The sequence below is a fragment of the Alteromonas sp. AMM-1 genome (genome assembly GCF_047290655.1).
In the GTDB taxonomy this organism is placed as follows: domain Bacteria; phylum Pseudomonadota; class Gammaproteobacteria; order Enterobacterales; family Alteromonadaceae; genus Alteromonas; species Alteromonas mangrovi.
This window is the reverse complement of sequence record NZ_JBLBUE010000004.1, coordinates 21,695-39,909: the sequence shown is the minus strand read 5'-3', so window position 1 is coordinate 39,909 and position 18,215 is coordinate 21,695. Positions and strand designations below refer to the sequence as shown.

Sequence of the window (18,215 nt, the reverse complement as noted above, 5' to 3'; positions counted from 1 at the left end):
ACAGCACAAGCATAGCGTAAGACAAAATGGTTACCGCAATACCTGCGAGAGCAAATTTAATAGCGAATGATTTCCTGTCTATTGTGGTGTTCACGGCTCTTACCTTCCTTGTAGAAACCAGTATTTTCAATTTTGGGTGCCGGTACTGAGTACAAAATGGCAAAGCAGACCGGCGTATATGCGCACATGACACATTGTGAATACCTTGATTATTAAGAATGAAAGCAAGGTTAAAAGCAAGTGCAGGTATGCTCAGGAGGCGCAATCCACAGTAACCTCTAAGCAAACAGGTGATGAATCGGTATTACCCTCGCAGGCTATCCCAACCTTTCCGGGTTTGAATGGCACTTATTCATTGTTGATATGTTAGCCAAATGTTAGTCTGCATTTTATTACCCATTACTGATAATTCAGGCTTTTCAACATGGATCGTCGTCGTTTTTTGCGTTATTCCGGTGCAGCAGTTACCTCCTCGTTATTACTTCCTTCTGGTTTTGCTCAGGCTCTCACTGCCTCAAAGCAGGAATACAAATTGGGCTATCAGCTCTACAGTGTGAATAAAGACATGCAGCGTTCTCCCTGGTCTACGTTGTTAGCGTTGAAGGACATGGGTTACCGGGACTTCGAAGTATTCGGATTTGAGCCGGACTCAGTAAGTTACTACGGGTTATCTGCGAAAGATTTCAAACGCACACTGGATGAACTGGGGTTAACTGCGTCGAGCGGTCATTATGGATTTGCGCCTTATCTTGCCAAATCTCAGGCTGAAATGGATGCGTTTGTAGCACAGTGTATTAAAGGTGCTAAAAAACTCGAAACCCCGTTTATCACGTGGCCCTGGATGGCACCCGAACAACGCACCCTGGACACCTTTAAAAGACTGCCTGACATATTGAATCGCATTGGCGAGCAGGTTTCAAAAGCCGGATTGCAGTTCGCTTATCACAACCATGGATTTGAATTTGAGATTGTTGATCCGCAAACCGGTCAGTCTGGGTACGACATGGTGTTAAATCAAACCGATCCCGATCTGGTAAAAATGCAGATGGACATGTACTGGGTAAGTTATGCTGCCAAAACCACTCCCAAAGCGTTGGTAGAAAAATACCCCGGTCGTTTCGTAATGTGGCATATCAAAGATATGGATAATGTATCCCGGGATTACACAGAACTGGGTAATGGCAGTATTGATTATCCGTCGGTGTTGCCTAATCCTTCCGACTCAGGTTTGCGTTATTACTATATTGAGCAGGGCGGAAATTTTGCCAGCTCACCGCTGGAAAGCGCTGCGGCCAGTGCCGCGTATTTTAAAGCACATCTGGCGTCGCATTTTTAGCTGCGCCGTCGTACTAATGCCTGTTAGTCGATGAGAATTCAGTAAGTTGATTATTGAACCGCATGACTAACAGATACGCAGGATGGGAGTGGTAACCCTGTTTAGCGATTGTGCTGAAATCTCTTTATACTCTCATGTGTTTGCGGTTCGTTTCCCGGGGCAGCCACGATCGACAATACAACCCATGCCAGCCAGTGTAAAAAGAGTATTACTATTGATTTAATTGGCATATCGCGTAACTGAACTATGATAAACAAGTCCGGCGTCAGCAGCGCTTCGGGACAGGGTATTTATCTGTTTTCAGGTGGCGGAATGCCACAGCGGTATACAGCAACAAATTCACCAATGAATGCACCAATCATGAGCATGCAAAAAAAATGTCGGGTAAGCGAAAATAATTCTTTTTTTTTCGACGTTTTTCTTTCATATTCAGCGCGTCAGCGCCGAGGCAAAATAAGTAGATTGGTATCACTCGAGATGACAACGTAATTCTTTATTCAGGAGTCGTTTATCAATGAAAATGTCTAAGTTAGTAAACAGCGTTGCTGCAATGGCGCTTACTGCCACTGTGAGTACGGTTAATGCCAGTGAAGAACTGCATATTTACAATTGGTCGGATTATATTGCCGAAAACACGGTAGCTGATTTTGAAAAGAGCAGCACAATAAAAGTAACCTACGACGTGTATGACTCAAACGAGATTCTGGAAGCTAAAATCCTGGCCGGAAAAAGCGGCTATGATTTGGTATTCCCGACGGCGCGCCCGTTTGCTGATCGTCACGTAAGGGCGAAGCTGTATCAGCCAATCGACAAATCGGTACTCACCAATTACGGTAATTTGGACCCAATCATTCTTAAGTCGCTCAACGATATCGACCCGGGTAACCAATATCTTGTACCTTACATGTGGGGAACTACAGGCATTGGGATTAACCTGGATAAAGTAAAAGCCATTTTAGGTGACGACATGCCTCTGGATACATGGCGACTGGTGTTCGATCCGGCTATTGTGTCGAAACTGTCTGCCTGTGGTGTGAGCCTGATGGACGACGCTACTGAGGTGTTTGTGGCTGCACGCGCTTACTTAGGCAAGGACACCACTGATTTTAGCCCTGCTGCCACTGAAGAAGCAGCTAAAGTGGTGAGTAATGTTCGCGAGCATATTCGTTACTTCCACAGTTCGCAATACATCAACGATTTGGCCAATGGCGACAGCTGTGTTGCTCACGGCTATTCGGGTGACATTTTACAAGCCCGTGACCGCGCTGCTGAAGCGGATAATGGTGTAAACATTGCATATTTAGTGCCTTCTGAAGGTGCGGTTGTGTGGACAGACGTAATGGCAATTCCTGCTGACGCACCAAACCCCAAAGCCGCGCATGAGTTTATTAACTACATGCTTACACCAGCGGTAATTGCCGATGTAACCAATTACGTTGCTTATGCCAATGCGAATGCCGCTGCAACTGAGCTGGTAGAGGAAAGTATTCGCACAGATGCAGGGATTTATCCTCCAACAGCGACCCGTGAGCGTTTGTTAATTCTTAAAACGCCTTCGGATAAACAAGCGCGTAATATGAACCGCGCGTGGACTCGCACCAAAACGGGCCGCTAATATATATCGCAATACTCCGGTCAACACATAAACAGTGTTGATCGGGGATCACTTGCACGTTAGTATTTTTGACGTATGTTTTTTACCCCTTTTAATTCAGTAACTATTATTATTCCGGGCGCATTTGTGCGAGGAGATGACAGATCTAATGACCGACACCCGTTCTGCCGATGAGCTGGCCAGCAGTGCGCCGGATACATCCAATAACCGCGATATTATTCTTCAGATAGACAAAGTCACTAAGCACTTTGATTCAGCGTATGCGTGCGACGATATCAGCCTGAGTATACACAGGGGAGAATTCTTTTCGCTTTTGGGTGCGTCAGGGTGTGGAAAAACCACACTGCTGCGGATCCTGGCAGGGTTTGAAACACCCACCAGTGGCCGCGTGTTAATTGATGGCGTTGATGTGACTAACGTACCGCCTTATCAGCGGCCGGTTAACATGATGTTTCAGTCTTTTGCGCTATTTCCGCATATGAGTGTTATCGACAACATCGCGTTTGGCTTGAAGCAGGAAGCTATTTCCAAGGCTGAACGCAATGATCGCGTGCGTGAAATGATGTCTCTGGTGCAAATTGAAAAGTTAGCGGGTCGTAAGCCGCATCAGCTTTCGGGTGGTCAGCGCCAACGTGTGGCGTTGGCACGCGCTTTAGCCAAACATCCCAAGTTATTGCTATTAGACGAACCATTAGGCGCGCTCGATAAAAAGCTGCGGGAACAAACGCAGTTTGAGTTAATTAACCTACAACAGCGACTTGGCATTACGTTTATTATGGTTACCCATGATCAGGAAGAAGCCATGACTATGTCGTCGCGGATTGCACTGATGCATGAAGGCAGGGTAGAACAAGTTGATACGCCACGGCGTATCTATGAGTTCCCGGCTACCCGCTACGCAGCAGGCTTTATCGGCCTGGTTAACCTCTTTCAGGGTGTGGTAGTGAGTCATGAGAACGATCAGGTGCTGATTGAATGTGAGGAGTTACCGGGTCAGCTTCTGGTGCATCACAGCCAGCCGCTGGCAGTGGGTATGGATGTATCGGTTGCCCTGCGTCCGGAAAAAATCCGTGTGCTGCCTGGTAACGATAATCAGCCAAATCGCGTTAACGCGGTAATTAAAGACATTGCCTACCTGGGCGATGTGTCGATTTATCATGCTGAAGTAGCCAGTGGCAAGCGTATTAAATTTACGCTGCCCAACGTGCAGGCCCTGGCCGAGCAACCTTTGACATGGGAACAGGAAGTTACGCTGGGTTGGCATGCCGATAGCTGTGGAGTGTTAACGCTGTGATATCGCTCAGGCAGCTCCCGCAGTTCTTGCGCCAAGAAAGTCGCTCATTAATTATTGCCGTGCCCTGGCTTTGGCTGGCGCTGTTTTTTATTCTGCCATTCTTATACATACTTAAAATCAGCCTGGCGGAACCGCAGCTTGCACAGCCGCCTTACACCGACTTGATACAGACAGATGGTGAAGGGCTGGTTACCGTGCTGTTGAACTTCGCCAACTACATGCTGATTTGGGAAGATTCTCTTTATCTGGATGCATTTGTGGGGTCGCTCAAAGTCGCTGGTGTGTCCACAATTTTGTGCCTGCTGGTGGGATATCCCATGGCTTATGGCATTGCTCGGGCACCTGTGCACATGCGTTTGCCGCTATTGATGTTAATTATTCTGCCATTCTGGACGTCGTTTCTGATTCGGGTGTATGCCTGGATGGGGATCTTAAAAAGTAACGGATTGCTGAATAATATGTTGATGTGGCTGGGCGTAATTGACGAACCGTTGGATATTCTGTACACCCCGATAGCCATATACATTGGTGTAGTGTACAGCTATTTGCCGTTTTTAATCCTGCCGCTATATGCAACCTTGGTAAAACTGGATAACACGCTGCTTGAAGCAGCGGCGGACTTAGGGTGCCGGCCATTTAAGCAGTTTTTAACCATTACGTTGCCGCAATCTGTGCCCGGCATTCTGGCTGGTGGCATGCTGGTGTTTATCCCTGTAATGGGCGAGTTTGTGATCCCCGATTTGCTCGGTGGTCCTGATTCTCTGATGATTGGTAAGCTGCTATGGACCGAGTTTTTCAATAACAAAGACTGGCCGCTGGCTTCCTCACTGGCTGCTGTTCTGCTGGTAGCATTAATTATTCCGTTTATGCTTATGCGTCATTTTGAACGGAAATCTGAGGAGGGTCAGGCATGAGAAAGCGTTCCACATTCCTGCTCACCGCAATGATTATGGGCTATGCGTTCTTGTATATCCCCATTTTTAGTTTGGTGGCTTACTCCTTTAACGAGAGTCGGCTGGTAACCGTGTGGAGCGGATTCAGCACTAAGTGGTATGCAGCGTTACTGGAGAATGATGCCCTGCTTGATGCGGCCTGGTTGAGTATTAAAGTTGCCGCAATTAACGCGTCTTGCGCCATTGTACTGGGTACACTGGCTGCCTTGGCGTTAGTAAAACTTAAAGGGAAACGCGGCACGCGCAGTTTAGGCGTAATGGTAACGGCACCATTGGTAATGCCCGAAGTCATCACAGGCTTGTCGTTGTTGCTCTTATTTGTGGCAATGGAAACCATGCTGGGTTGGCCCGCTGGCCGCGGACAAACCACCATTATTCTGGCACATGTCACGTTTTCAATGGCTTATGTTACAGTAATAGTGCAAAGTCGGCTGGCTAATATGGATCAATCACTTGAAGAAGCGGCGATGGATTTAGGGGCAAAGCCACTGAAGGTATTCTTTGCTATTACGTTACCGATTATTTCTCCTGCACTGATTGCCGGTTGGTTACTGGCATTTACGTTGTCGATGGACGACCTGGTTGTTGCCAACTTTGTGTCCGGGCCAGGTGCCACTACGTTGCCCATGGTGGTGTATTCCAGCGTGCGGTTAGGCGTAAGTCCACAGATAAACGCCTTGGCAACCATTATGATTTCGGTGGTGGCGATAGCAGTATTGATTGGCGGCATCATTACGTGGCGACAAGAAAAGCGCAATACTCAGCGTCATTAATGCCATTGATGTTTGTTGCTCGGTAAAGCACACCATTCGGGCAATATAAGTCTGCACTGATAATAAAAACGGGATCATCATGGTCCCGTTTTTTATAAGCAATTATCAAAGCTGATAAATAGTATGTGCATTCTGAGTTCCTGGGGAGTTTCGACGTTGGATTCAGCGAGGACGTCGAGCGGGTTAATGACTTCAGGAAAGCTAAGCTTGCATATCCCGCGAGAATCATCCTCAGTTACTCGCAATGAGATATCACCACACCAAGCAATTCACTGTTGATTAGTGAATTTTTAAGGTGTACATTGTACACTTGTTAATAAAGGGATTTTGATTGGTGAGTCATGGAATTGAGTTTGTCGAAACTTCGATCTTTACTAAACAGATCAAGGAACTTGCGACAGATGATGAATTAAAGGATTTGCAGGTAGAACTCATTGCACAGCCTGATAAAGGCGTAATTATCAGGGGGACGGGTGGTCTACGAAATGTAAGGATGGCAGTTGGCAGTGCCGGTAAGAGCGGTAGTGTACGGGTCCTATATGTCCTCTCTCATGCCGACAGGATCTACCTTGTACTCGCTTATCCTAAATCCGTTAAAGAAAACTTGACTGACGAAGCAAAATCTAATTTAAAACAATTGGTTAAATTACTTAAAGGAGAGGGAAAATGAGCATATTTAACGAACTTCAAGCCTCTCTCGAGGAAGCTGTTGAGATTCAACATGGTCGTAAAAAGCCCGCACGAGTAACTCGCTATGAGGTTGCTGATGTAAAGAGCATTCGTGAAGATCTGCTCAAAGTGACACAGGCTGAATTCGCTGAAACGATGGGGGTAAGTGTTGATACTATTAAGAGCTGGGAAGGCAAACGTCGAAATCCAGCAGGATTAGCCGCTAAAGTTCTTGCGTCAATTCAGGATGATCCCAAAATCTACGCGGTTCTCGCAGCTCATTAAAACTCACAACGATCCTTTTAGGTACTCTCGATATAACCGCCCTGGAAATATGTTGAGTAAGGCTGTAAAACGGGAAGAACCAGTACCGCCTCATTCAGAATGGACTGTAACCTAAAGACCTTTTGTAGTTAATTTCACCTCGTTGGCTAGTCTTTTGAGCGAGGAGTAGCGCGAAGTGAATTAAAAAACGGGATCATCACGATCCCGTTTTTGCTATCTATACTGCGTAAACTGCTTATTGAGTTATAAGTCCAGTGTGAACACTTTGGATTTACGCTGGTAGTTATACAGCTCTTTTTTAGACGCTGGCAGTACATCAATACTTGCCGCTTTAAAGCCGTGATCCAAAAACCAATGCGCGGTAACGGTGGTTAATACGAACAAGCGGTTAATGCCTCTTTCGATTGCCCGTTCACGTACTTCTGCCAGGATACGGTCACCGCGGTTTTTACCTCGGTAATCCGGGTGTGTGGCAACACACGCCAGTTCCGCAGAACCGTCTTCCGGATACAGATAAAGCGCCGCACAAGCGATAATCATTCGGTCGCGTACAATCACGATAAACTGATGGATTTCGTTTTCCAGACGCTCACGAGAGCGTTTTACCAATACGCCGCTTTCTTCCAGGGGTTTGATTAGATTAATAATGCCGCCCACATCATCTATGGTAGCTTCGCGGATCTGCTCGTATTCGTTTTCCATTACCAGCGAACCAGCACCGTCACGGGTGAACAATTCCTGTAGCAGGGCGCCATCGGTTTCATAACTCACACAGTGAGCGCGCGGGATACCGGCTTTTACGCTGGTCACCAAGGCTCGAATAACCGTGTCTTCGGTCATGATTTCCTGGTCTTTGTGCATTTGCTCTAGTACAGAACGTTCGATGGTTCTGACTAACTTACCGTCTTTGCGGAAAATACCCGAATAATTCGAGAATACAATCAGCTTATCGGCTTTTAGCGCAATGGCAGCCTGTGTAGCCACATCTTCGTGCGATAAGTTAAATACTTCGCCTGTCGATGAATAGCCCATTGGTGACAGTAAAACAATAGAGCCGTCGTTCAGGTGATCGTTGATACCCGTGGTATCAATTCGGCGAACTAAACCACTATTTTCAAAGTCGACACCATCGAGAACCCCTATGGGTTTGGCTACCACAAGATTACCGGTACATACGCGTATTTGCGCACCGTACATTGGCGAGTTTGGAAGCCCCATAGTTAACAGTGCTTCAATGTGGCATCGCACCGAGCCTGCAGCGTCTTTCACGCATTCCAGGGTTTGTTTATCGGTTATGCGGGTACCATGACTGAAACGCCCTTCAATTTTACGCAGTTCAACGCGCTGATCAATTTGAGGACGAGCCCCATGAACCAGTACCAGACGGATGCCCAGACTGCTTAGCAGGGCAATGTCCTGAATGATGTTTGCAAAATTGTCGTCTTCTATGGCCTCTCCGCCAAACATTATGACAAAGGTTTTACCCCTGTGTGCATTAATGTATGGCGCAGAACTGCGAAACAGGCCAATGCTTTCGTGATGCGGTAGCACCATGTGTAATTATCCCAACTTGTCTAGATTTTCTAACTCCTGGTACAGCGCTTTCGTCACTGTTTCGGCACTGGTGCCGCCCAGAATATTGCGTTTGTCTACCCCGTATTCTAATTGCAATACCGGGTAAACGTCTTCTTTAATTTCAGCGCATACTGATTGTAACTGCGCTAAAGAAAGCGCTTCGATGGCCGCGTTATTTTCAATTGCCAGTAATACAATCTGGCCAGAAATATCGTGCGCCGTTCTAAACGGAATACCTTTACCAACCAGATAGTCGGCAAGTTCAGTGGCATTCGAATAGCCTTGCGCTGCCGCGATACGACACCGTTCTTCATTCAGCGCCAGTGTGTCGAGCACTTCACCGGCAATGCACAAACAGCAATGCCACTGATTTACTGCGTCAAACGCACCCTCTTTGTCTTCCTGCATGTCTTTATTGTACGCCAAAGGCAAACCTTTCATGGTGACCAATAAAGCCTGTAAGTGTCCAAATACGCGGCCGCATTTACCGCGCAGTAATTCTAATGCATCCGGGTTTTTCTTCTGAGGCATTAGCGAAGAACCAGAGGTTACGCTATCACCCAGTTGAAGGAAACCCGCTTCACCTGAATTATAGAAGATTAAATCTTCTGCCAAACGCGACAGGTGCATCATGCTGGTGCTTGCCACAAATAATAACTCCAGCACGAAATCCCGATCGGATACTGCATCCAGACTGTTCAGGCAAGGACTGCTAAACCCTAATTGACTGGCGATTTCATGGCGATCTACCGGATAGGTAGTACCAGCCAGAGCACCCGAACCCAGTGGACACTGATTCATGCGTACATGTAAGTCATCCAAACGGCTCAGGTCGCGTTTAAACATTTCTACATAAGCTAAACACCAGTGCGGGAAGCGAATAGGCTGCGCGCGCTGTAAGTGAGTATAGCCCGGAATTATAGCTTGTTGGTGTCGACTTGCCGTATTCAATAAACTACGGATCACACCAATAACATCGGTTTTCAGCGATTCAATGTGGGTACGGCACCACAAGCGGAAATCGGTCGCAACCTGATCGTTACGGCTACGGCCAGTGTGCAGCTTACGCCCCACGTCACCAAGCTTATCAATCAATGCGGCTTCAACAAAGCTGTGAATATCTTCTTCGCCACTGGCGTTGAAATCGATTTCACCGGCTTCCGCCTGGGCTTTCAATTCACTGAGCGCAGATTCTAACTGCTGCTGTTCTTCGGCGGTTAATACACCGGCTTTCGCCAGTGCACGAGACCACACAATCGATCCTTCCATATCCTGCGCGGCCATGGCCTGATCGAAGGGTAAGGAATCATTGACCTGACGGAACATACTGCTGCTGCCGGCAGCGAACCGGCCTCCCCACAATGCCATGCTTACTCTCCCTGCTTCTTCAGCGCCGCGATACGGCTTGATAAGCTGAACAAACGGATAAAGCCTTCTGCGTGTTTCTGGTCGTAAACGTCGTCGGCACCAAAGGTAGCGAAGTCTTCAGAGTACAGGCTGTTTGGCGACTGGCGCTGAGTAACTGTAGCCTGACCTTTGTAAAGTTTAACTACGATTTCACCGGTTACGTACTTGGCAAATGATGCTGCGCCAGCAATCAACGCTGCGCTCAGTGGTGTGAACCAACGGCCATCGTACATTACGTGTGAGAATTCCAGAGCCAGCTGTTCACGGTGTTTCAGTGACGCTTTGTCCAGTACCATGGTTTCCAGCGCTTTGTACGCTTTAACCAGCACTGTGCCTCCAGGTGTTTCGTAACAACCGCGTGACTTCATACCCACCAGACGGTTCTCAACGATGTCGATACGGCCTACACCGTGGGCTGCTGCCAGCTTGTTCAGCTCGGCCAACCCTTCATAAGGTGACACAGCCTTGCCGTTAACGTGCGTTAATGCACCTTCAAAAAACTTCAGGTTTACGCGCTCTGCCTGGTCTGGTGCTTCTTCCGGATCAACCGTCATTGTCCAAACTTGTTTGCTAGGCTCGCACCATGGGTCTTCCAGTTCGCCACCTTCGTGAGAAATGTGCCATGCGTTGGCGTCACGGCTGTAAATCTTTGTTGCTGATGCAGTGGTTTTGATGTTGCGCTCTGCCAGGTAAGCCAGCAGGTCTTCACGTGATACCATGTCCCACTCACGCCATGGAGCAATAACAGCCAGATCCGGTGCCAGTGCATTAAATGCACCCTCGAAGCGCACCTGATCGTTCCCTTTACCGGTACAACCATGACACAGTGCATCGGCACCTACTTTACGGGCGATTTCTACTTGTGCTTTGGCGATAACAGGACGCGCCATTGAGGTACCTAACAGGTATTCACCTTCGTATACTGCACCGGTAGTAATAGTTGGGAATATGTATTCCTTAACAAATTCTTCTTTCAAATCCGCGATATAGCATTCGCTAGCACCAGTAGCAATGGCCTTTTCTCTGAGACCTTGCAACTCTTCGTCGCCCTGACCTACATCAGCGGCAAATGCGATTACTTCGCAATCATAGTTTTCTTTTAACCATGGAATGATAGCAGAGGTATCTAAACCGCCAGAGTAGGCGAGCACAACTTTATTTACTTTGCGCATAACGGGTGTCCTGATTAGGCTCCTAACAATTGAGTTAATATAGCATTTTGGCCGTGCATACGGTTTTCTGCCTGTAGCATAAGTAATGATGCATCACTGTCCATCAGGCTTCCGGTAATTTCCAGATCACGGTGAGCTGGCTGGCAGTGCAATACGTGTGTCGCGCCTGTCAGGGCCATAAGTGCTTCGTTAACCTGGTACGGCATAAATTTATCTTTTATGGTTTCCAGTGGGGTTTTGTCGCCCATAGATAACCATGTGTCGGTATATACAACGTTAGCGCCTTTTCCGGCGGCAACGTCATTGGATTCGGTAATTTTTGCGCCGGTTTGTTCGGCGAGAGTTTTAGCCTGAGCAACGATTGTTGGATTGGCTTCATGGCCCTCAGGTGTTATCAGCACAACATTACAGCCAAGTAATGCGCCCACAATGATCAGCGAGTGTGCAACGTTATTGCCATCACCTACATATGCCAGTGTTAATCCTTCGGTACTGCCAAATGTTTCGAATAACGTAAGGTAATCAGCAACGGCCTGACACGGATGATACAAATCGCACAAAGCGTTAATCACAGGCACTTTGGCAGCTTCCGAAAAGGTCACGAGTGTATCATGCGAATACACTCGCGCCACAATGGCATCTGCCCAACAGGCCAGGTTGGCTGCAACATCGGCAGCATCTTCACGACCAGCCAGTCTGTTTGACTGACTGTCCAGGTACACCATGTGCCCGCCCAAGCGGTTTATACCCACGTCAAAGCTAACGCGGGTGCGTAACGAGGGCTTCTCAAACAGGGCTACCACGGATTTGCCTTTCAGTACGTTGGCATAGGATGCCGGCGACTGTTTTATCTGAACAGCCAACCCAAGCAACGCTTGCATTTGGTCGGGTGTCCAGTTGGCAAAATTTAGAATGTCCTGCTTCATACTACTCTCCAGAGAGCTGGGATCCCGGAATCACTCTTGTTCCGGTTTGATTCGATAATATTGCGGTTAGTGATTGTGACCAGCTTGCAATGGTAACTGGTTTGTTTAACTGAGAAGCTGCTTGCATAGCGGCTTCTACTTTTACCAGCATGCCGTCTTTGATCACGCCTTTACTGACTTCTTCCTTAAGCCGTTTTTGATCCAGTGAATGAATCAGCGCTTTGGTGCCGTCGAGCACGCCATCAACGTTACTCAGCAGCAGCAGATCGCCTCCGGTCAGTTCAGCAATAACCGTCGCAGCCTGATCGGCATTCACATTCAGTAAACGTCCTTTGTCTGTTGCGCCAATTGAACTGATCACTGGCAGGCAACCACTGGCCAACAGGTGATTAAGTAATACCGGGTTGCCAGGCGATGGAATGCCTACCGCACCGTATTTTTCATCGAGCACAGTACACTGAGTCATACCACCATCAAGTAGACCAATGCCTACTGGAGTAATACCTACGCCAATGGCGAGTCCACACAGCATTTTGTTGGCTGTACCGCCCAGCGCACCACTTACAATAGGCATGTGCTCGTCGGGGGTAACCCGCAACCCGTCAATTTTTGTGCTGGTTAGCTGCATTGCACCCAACAGGGTGTCCACCATAGCGCCGCCACCATGCACCAAAATGACCGGGCGAGTGGCCATTAACGCTTTTATCTCGGTTAATAATTGACCAGCAATGGCTGGATTCTCTAATAATGCACCGCCAACTTTAATAACAACCGGAAGCGTATTAGCTGACATGAATCAACCCCTCTGTTGCAGAAAGTCCCAGTGCCAGGTTGGCACATTGCATAGCTTGCGAGGCCGCGCCTTTCATTACGTTGTCGATTGCGCTGGCTACGACGGCGTAGCCTGATTCCGCATCTACTTTCCAGTGCAGATCACAAAATGGCGTGTGGGCAACATCGTCTACCTTGGGGAAGCTGTCGCGCAGTCTAACGATAGGCTGGTTGGCGTAAACCGAATGATAAAGGCTATTCAGGTCGGCCTGAGTGGTACCTGCTTTTAGTTTTACTGTAATGGTTGCCAGAATACCGCGCTTAAAATTACCCAAATGCGGTGTGAAGATAACTGGCGTGCCCAAATGCGCTTCGATTTCCGGCATGTGGCGATGACCAAGTACGCCGTAGGCTTGTAAGCTCACTTCATAGAAACTGGTAGTAAGACTGGCTTTTCTGCCCGCACCGCTTACACCGGATACAGCGTTAATAATTGGGCGCATGCTGGCATCCAATAGTCCTGCATTAAACAGTGGCTTCAGTGCGAGAAGTGACGCTGTGGGGTAACAGCCAGGTACGGCTACAATACTGGCGTTCTTTAACGCGTCAGACTGATACTCTGCCAAGCCATAAACGGCTTTTTCCAGACAGTCTGTAGACGTATGGGCAAAGCCATAGTGCTTGGCAAAGACGTCGGTATCCTTAATGCGAAACGCGCCGGACAGATCAAATACTTTGGCTTTCCCCTTCGACAGCGCTGCCATCCAGTCATGGCTTGCTTCGTGAGGGGTTGCCAGGAAAATCCCGTCCATCTCAGATGCCAATTCTGCCAGCAGCTCATCGCTAACCGGTGTCAGTACGTATTGCGACAGGTGAGCGAGGTGTCCGTGCACCTGTGCCATGGTTTTACCCGCATCGGCACTGTTTTCTGATACCAGCACATGTTGCAGCGACATTTGAGGGTGTCCTGCAATTAAACTAACTAGTTGTGCCCCGGTGTACCCGCTGGCACCAATCACTGCAATTTTAAACATAATTTGTTTTCGTAGAGTTTGAGTAGTTACAAATAAAAAAACACTTTTTACCTTTGCGTGGGGCTTGTGAACAGGCCGACCAAAAAGCACAAAGGTAAAAAGTGTGCTACAGCAAGTGTTTACTGCTTGGGCAACCTTACTACAAATCGTCGCCGATCACACTGCATTATGTAGCCAGCCAGGGGAGAGCTAAACTGGTCTTTGGCAACCGGTTCGTCAAACCGATTGGTTGTTTTATTCATGTTCCGATCCTATTGAGTTTTCCCGAAACCCCGCACACAATTCAGACAAAAGCAGGGTTGAAAACCATTACCGCGTGTCATCATACAACAAGGGAATATTTATGCAATAAAAACGTATAAATATTTATCGAATGTGACTAAACTCAGTTTTTTTCGGGTGTCAGTGGCAAACTATCCATTTTTTCAGCATAGCGTGACCATTTCATTACCGGCCGATAAATGATACAAAAAGCGAATAATCATACAATACAGAAAGGAATTGCCATGCCTAGCCGTACCATTGCACTGGTTGCTCACGACCATAAGAAGCCAGAGTTACTCGAATGGGTAAAACAACACATCGATACATTACGCCCCTTCAACATTGTAGCAACCGGCACTACTGGTTCACTGATTCAGGACAACACAGGTCTGGAAGTGCATCGCTTTAAAAGTGGTCCGCTGGGTGGCGACCAACAAATCGGTGCGCTGATTGCAGAGGGCAATCTGGATGGATTATTTTTCTTTTGGGATCCATTAAACCCAGCGCCTCACGACCCGGATGTGAAAGCCCTGTTACGCTTGTGTTCTGTATGGAATGTGCCGGTTGCCTGTTCGCCGGCCACGGCAGATCTTATCGTAACCTCGCCGTTATTCAGTGATGTTAATCATGTCCGTAAGGTCCCGGATTACGGGAAATAGTCGGCTGTTAATACGCACTCTCCCGCAATGTTGGCGTGTAAAAAATTACACGCCCGATTGTTTTCAGCTTAGCAGCAATAAGAATACTTGTTCTGGCGAATAAATATACGCATCTGTCGTGCAGAATAACTGTATCTGATCGTTAATTAACAGAAATATTACCTAATCTGGGCAACTACGATCGCCATCGTTTGGGGTTTTTAACCTAGCGCCTTTAACTCCAACGTATAGTATGGTCAGGTAGTGTAAAAGTTGCGTAAATCACCGGCTTTATTTTTGCTTGTATATTAAGCAATCAGTAATCTTGCGGTCAGAATTGTCTTCCACATTAATGGAAAAATTATGACCACATTGAAAGCCCGTGCTATATCTACCGTTAATGTAATTAATCACGTATGGCAAAAAAAGGAAATCGACGTGAGCAATATGAGCAAGCCGTCGTTTTCGGCTTATCAGTCTATCCTGTTGATTGATGATGACGATGAACTAAGCGACATGCTGCAAAGTTATTTAGAAACCATGGGTTACGAGGTTACGGTTGCCCATGACGGTGAGGCGGGTTTAAAACTGGCTACCGGAACGGGTAATTTCGATCTGATTCTGCTGGATGTAATGATGCCGAAGATGGATGGGTTTGACGTACTGAAAAAACTGCGCCAGACGCATTTAACCCCGGTATTAATGCTCACCGCTAAAGGCGATGACTACGACCGTATTTTAGGGCTGGAGTTAGGTGCCGACGATTACCTGCCAAAGCCGTTTAATCATCGCGAATTGGTCGCGCGTATCAAAGCAATTTTCCGACGCCTGGATCTTGGCTCTCAGGTAAAACAGCAGCAGGATTTGGTTATTAACGACATTGAGCTAAGTGTGACTAAACAAGAGGCGTCGGTGAAAGGCGTACAACTCACCCTCACCGGCACTGAATTCTCAATTTTGCGTTTGTTAATGGTCAATGCAGGTGAGCTGGTAACGAAAGAAGATATCAGTCAGCAGGTGCTTGGACGCAAACTTATGGCATTCGACAGAAGTATAGACATGCACGTGAGCAATTTACGCAAGAAATTATCTGCGTCCTGCAATGACGAAAAAATCAAGACCATACGCGGTTCTGGTTATCTCTTACGGCAGCAATCATGAAATTTTTAGCGTTTCTCAATCCCACACGGCGCCTCGTTGGGCGCCTTTTTCTTTGGTTCTGGGTTACCCTGGTGCTTACGGCGGTTACCTCTGCCTGGCTGGCCAGGATGTTCTATCAGCCATTTCAGATCGAAAAGCCATTAAATAGCGATATTCAGCAATTAGTGTCGATGGTAAATGATCTGGAAAGGCGCAAAACCGAGTACGACCGATTCCGGACATTGTTACGTGATATCAGTATGGAAAAGCGTCGCTCATTGATTGCGGTAGACGTAGACACCGGTAAGGTATTCAACGATGGCGGGCCACCTCTACGCGAAGACGAAGAAAACCTGTTGGCCCAGTTTGCCCGTCAGTCTAATTATATTTCAGTGCAGTTGGGCCCAATGGTGGCTATCGGGCCGGTGCTGGTGGAATTTAACGGCACCAGTCATGCCATATTCTGGCGTCGCCCCGATGGAAAGGGCGGTCCGGAGCGCATGCTTACCTGGATAATACCTACGGCGGTGGTAATTTCTGCGCTGTTTTGCTGGTTGTTTGCCAAGTCGATTGTGCGTCCAATTCGGCATTTACAGCATACCGGACGCCAATTAGCTGAAGGTGACTGGCAGGCGCGTACAGACATAAAGAGTTTCAGAAGAGATGAGATAGGCGAGTTAGCAGCAGATTTTAATCTGATGGCAGAGCAGCTATCCAGTATGTGGTTGGGGCAAAAGCGTTTGCTGGCCGACATTTCTCATGAGCTGCGTTCACCGCTGGCCCGTATGCAAATGGCCATTGGACTGGCACATCAACAAGCGTTTGATACGCCAACGCTGGATCGCATAGAGCGGGAAGCGGAGCGAATGGAGGCGCTGATTAATCATCTGTTACAGCTAACCCGTGCAGAAGCCGGGAAGCCGTTGATGAAGCGCATTGCGCTGCGCGAAACCATGAAAGAGCTGTTTCAGGATGCCGCATTTGAAGCCAGCACCAACAGCAAACACTTTAACAGTGAAGAGATTCCTGACATAACGCTCAGAGCAGATACTAACCAGCTCAACAGCGCCGTAGAAAACGTACTACGAAACGCAATTCGTTATGCCGATACGCAGGTGGACGCAACATTTACGGTAACAGATGAGCAATTAACACTTGAGATAAGTGACGACGGACCGGGTTTAACACCGGCAGAATGCCAGGAGATATTTAAGCCGTTTTATCGGCCATCGGCCTCGCGGGAGCGCAAGTCTGGTGGTGTCGGTTTAGGGCTGGCAATAGCGCAAGCCGCGGTTGCATTGCATAAGGGAACAATTCGGGCGCGGCCAGGAGATTCTGGTGGTCTGGTAGTCACAATTACCGTACCCTTAGGGAATGAGCGAGAGTAATTACCCATATTTCACCGAAGCTAACCTGAAACAAGGATTTGCTGAGCGTGTTGAGCCTTTTTGGCAGCAGCAGGTTACGCAAGGCCAGTTTGTCGGGCGGGGCGACGTTTTGGTGCATTATGCCTTCTGTATTCCAGAAGCCGCCAGGGCTACCGTCGTCATTAGTTCTGGCCGTATTGAGTCGTTACTGAAATACCAGGAGGTCATTTATGATCTCTTTCATCAAGGATTTGCGGTTTTCATTCTGGATCATCGCGGCCAGGGTTTATCCGGGCGAATGCGCGATAATCCGCATCTTGGATTCGTTAATCATTTCGACGAATACGTTGCTGACATGGCGCATTTCCTAAACCAGGTAGTGCTTCCCAACCAAAAAGGCCAACTCAATTTGTTGTGCCATTCCATGGGCTCGGCCATTGGCGCGTTAACTATCCTGGCAATGCCAGACGTATTTTCCCGCGTTGTATTTTGTGCCCCCATGTTCGGCATTCGACCTGCGCTACCAGCATGGCTTGCTGCATTACTTATTACCCTTAATCGCATATATAACGCTGTCATTCCTGGCGCGAGTGGATACTTTTTTGGACAGCGAAACTATCACGAAGAGCCGTTTGCCACCAACCGGCTTACCGGTAGTGAACCCCGTTATACGCTATTTCGTGAACTTTATTCACAGCAACCTGAAATCCAGCTGGGTGGGGTTACCCCTGAGTGGCTTGCTGCAGCCAGTGCCGCCATGTGGCACATTGAGCAACATGCCGGTGAACTCACACTGCCAGTGAAGGTGTTCAGCGCGCAACTGGACGAAGTAGTAGACAACCGCAAGCAACAATACGTGGTAAGCAATATGCCCAATGCAAGCTGGGAATCAGTAGCCGGAGCCCGGCACGAAATTCTGATTGAGCAAGACGCTATCCGTATGCCAGTGATGCGCAAAATAGTGACTTTTTTTAATTCGGCAACGGCGTAGCGGAT

General features: G+C 47.9%; 18 protein-coding genes. 11 read left to right on the top strand and 7 right to left on the bottom strand.

The genetic code is table 11. From position 1 onward, the window contains the following. The first annotated feature begins 424 nt into the window (after positions 1 to 424). The 7 genes from ACLR2L_RS01720 (at position 425) to nadS (ending at position 6,925) form a co-directional block, all read left to right on the top strand. Complete coding sequence (locus ACLR2L_RS01720; RefSeq protein WP_413365161.1) at positions 425 to 1,336, top strand: sugar phosphate isomerase/epimerase family protein; 912 nt, start codon at positions 425 to 427, stop codon at positions 1,334 to 1,336. A gap of 514 nt (positions 1,337 to 1,850) precedes the next feature. Continuing rightward, positions 1,851 to 2,951 carry a polyamine ABC transporter substrate-binding protein gene (locus ACLR2L_RS01715; RefSeq protein ID WP_413365159.1) on the top strand — a complete coding sequence of 367 codons (1,101 nt, stop codon included), beginning with the start codon at positions 1,851 to 1,853 and terminating at the stop codon, positions 2,949 to 2,951. Positions 2,952 to 3,099: 148 nt separating this feature from the next. After that, on the top strand, positions 3,100 to 4,245 hold the full coding sequence (locus ACLR2L_RS01710; protein ID WP_413365157.1) for an ABC transporter ATP-binding protein: 1,146 nt from the start codon (positions 3,100 to 3,102) through the stop codon (positions 4,243 to 4,245). Next, positions 4,245 to 5,159, top strand: a complete 915-nt coding sequence (locus ACLR2L_RS01705; protein WP_413365215.1) for an ABC transporter permease subunit — start codon at positions 4,245 to 4,247, stop codon at positions 5,157 to 5,159. Before ACLR2L_RS01710 ends, ACLR2L_RS01705 begins: the two co-directional genes overlap by 1 nt. Continuing rightward, on the top strand, positions 5,156 to 5,971 hold the full coding sequence (locus tag ACLR2L_RS01700) for an ABC transporter permease subunit (protein WP_140958177.1): 816 nt from the start codon (positions 5,156 to 5,158) through the stop codon (positions 5,969 to 5,971). The genes ACLR2L_RS01705 and ACLR2L_RS01700 overlap by 4 nt, the downstream gene beginning before the upstream one ends. Before the next feature lie 334 nt (positions 5,972 to 6,305). After that, complete coding sequence (locus ACLR2L_RS01695) at positions 6,306 to 6,641, top strand: type II toxin-antitoxin system RelE/ParE family toxin (RefSeq protein WP_413365154.1); 336 nt, start codon at positions 6,306 to 6,308, stop codon at positions 6,639 to 6,641. After that, on the top strand, positions 6,638 to 6,925 hold the full coding sequence (gene nadS / locus ACLR2L_RS01690; protein ID WP_413365152.1) for a NadS family protein: 288 nt from the start codon (positions 6,638 to 6,640) through the stop codon (positions 6,923 to 6,925). The genes ACLR2L_RS01695 and nadS overlap by 4 nt, the downstream gene beginning before the upstream one ends. Positions 6,926 to 7,168: 243 nt before the next feature. On the opposite strand, the gene argA is transcribed toward nadS, so the two are convergent. From argA to ACLR2L_RS01655, 7 genes are all read right to left on the bottom strand, one after another. Further along, on the bottom strand, positions 7,169 to 8,479 hold the full coding sequence (argA, locus tag ACLR2L_RS01685) for an amino-acid N-acetyltransferase (protein ID WP_140958176.1): 1,311 nt from the start codon (positions 8,477 to 8,479) through the stop codon (positions 7,169 to 7,171). A gap of 6 nt (positions 8,480 to 8,485) precedes the next feature. Further along, the gene (gene argH / locus ACLR2L_RS01680; RefSeq protein WP_413365150.1) at positions 8,486 to 9,868 is read right to left on the bottom strand and encodes an argininosuccinate lyase; all 1,383 of its coding nucleotides are present in this window, start codon (positions 9,866 to 9,868) and stop codon (positions 8,486 to 8,488) included. Between the two features lie 2 nt (positions 9,869 to 9,870). Further along, entirely contained in the window at positions 9,871 to 11,079 is a 1,209-nt protein-coding gene (locus ACLR2L_RS01675) for an argininosuccinate synthase (RefSeq protein ID WP_413365148.1), read from the bottom strand. 14 nt (positions 11,080 to 11,093) lie between these two features. Next, the gene (locus tag ACLR2L_RS01670; protein WP_413365146.1) at positions 11,094 to 12,005 is read right to left on the bottom strand and encodes an ornithine carbamoyltransferase; all 912 of its coding nucleotides are present in this window, start codon (positions 12,003 to 12,005) and stop codon (positions 11,094 to 11,096) included. Between the two features lies 1 nt (position 12,006). After that, positions 12,007 to 12,798: an acetylglutamate kinase gene (gene argB, locus ACLR2L_RS01665; protein ID WP_413365144.1), complete on the bottom strand. Its 792-nt coding sequence runs from the start codon at positions 12,796 to 12,798 to the stop codon at positions 12,007 to 12,009. Then, positions 12,788 to 13,810, bottom strand: coding sequence for an N-acetyl-gamma-glutamyl-phosphate reductase (gene argC / locus ACLR2L_RS01660; protein WP_413365142.1), 1,023 nt, complete (start codon positions 13,808 to 13,810; stop codon positions 12,788 to 12,790). Before argC ends, argB begins: the two co-directional genes overlap by 11 nt. Positions 13,811 to 13,929: 119 nt before the next feature. Continuing rightward, a complete protein-coding gene (locus tag ACLR2L_RS01655; protein ID WP_255439114.1) occupies positions 13,930 to 14,052 on the bottom strand; it encodes a hypothetical protein in 123 nt (40 codons plus the stop codon). Positions 14,053 to 14,316: 264 nt separating this feature from the next. On the opposite strand from ACLR2L_RS01655, the gene ACLR2L_RS01650 reads away from it, so the two are divergent. The 4 genes from ACLR2L_RS01650 (at position 14,317) to ACLR2L_RS01635 (ending at position 18,210) form a co-directional block, all read left to right on the top strand. Beyond that, positions 14,317 to 14,733 carry a methylglyoxal synthase gene (locus tag ACLR2L_RS01650; protein ID WP_413365140.1) on the top strand — a complete coding sequence of 139 codons (417 nt, stop codon included), beginning with the start codon at positions 14,317 to 14,319 and terminating at the stop codon, positions 14,731 to 14,733. A gap of 426 nt (positions 14,734 to 15,159) precedes the next feature. Then, a complete protein-coding gene (locus ACLR2L_RS01645) occupies positions 15,160 to 15,873 on the top strand; it encodes a response regulator (protein WP_140958367.1) in 714 nt (237 codons plus the stop codon). Beyond that, on the top strand, positions 15,870 to 17,240 hold the full coding sequence (locus tag ACLR2L_RS01640; RefSeq protein WP_140958167.1) for an ATP-binding protein: 1,371 nt from the start codon (positions 15,870 to 15,872) through the stop codon (positions 17,238 to 17,240). The genes ACLR2L_RS01645 and ACLR2L_RS01640 overlap by 4 nt, the downstream gene beginning before the upstream one ends. After that, positions 17,227 to 18,210 carry an alpha/beta fold hydrolase gene (locus ACLR2L_RS01635; RefSeq protein ID WP_413365137.1) on the top strand — a complete coding sequence of 328 codons (984 nt, stop codon included), beginning with the start codon at positions 17,227 to 17,229 and terminating at the stop codon, positions 18,208 to 18,210. The genes ACLR2L_RS01640 and ACLR2L_RS01635 overlap by 14 nt, the downstream gene beginning before the upstream one ends. Positions 18,211 to 18,215 lie beyond the last annotated feature (5 nt).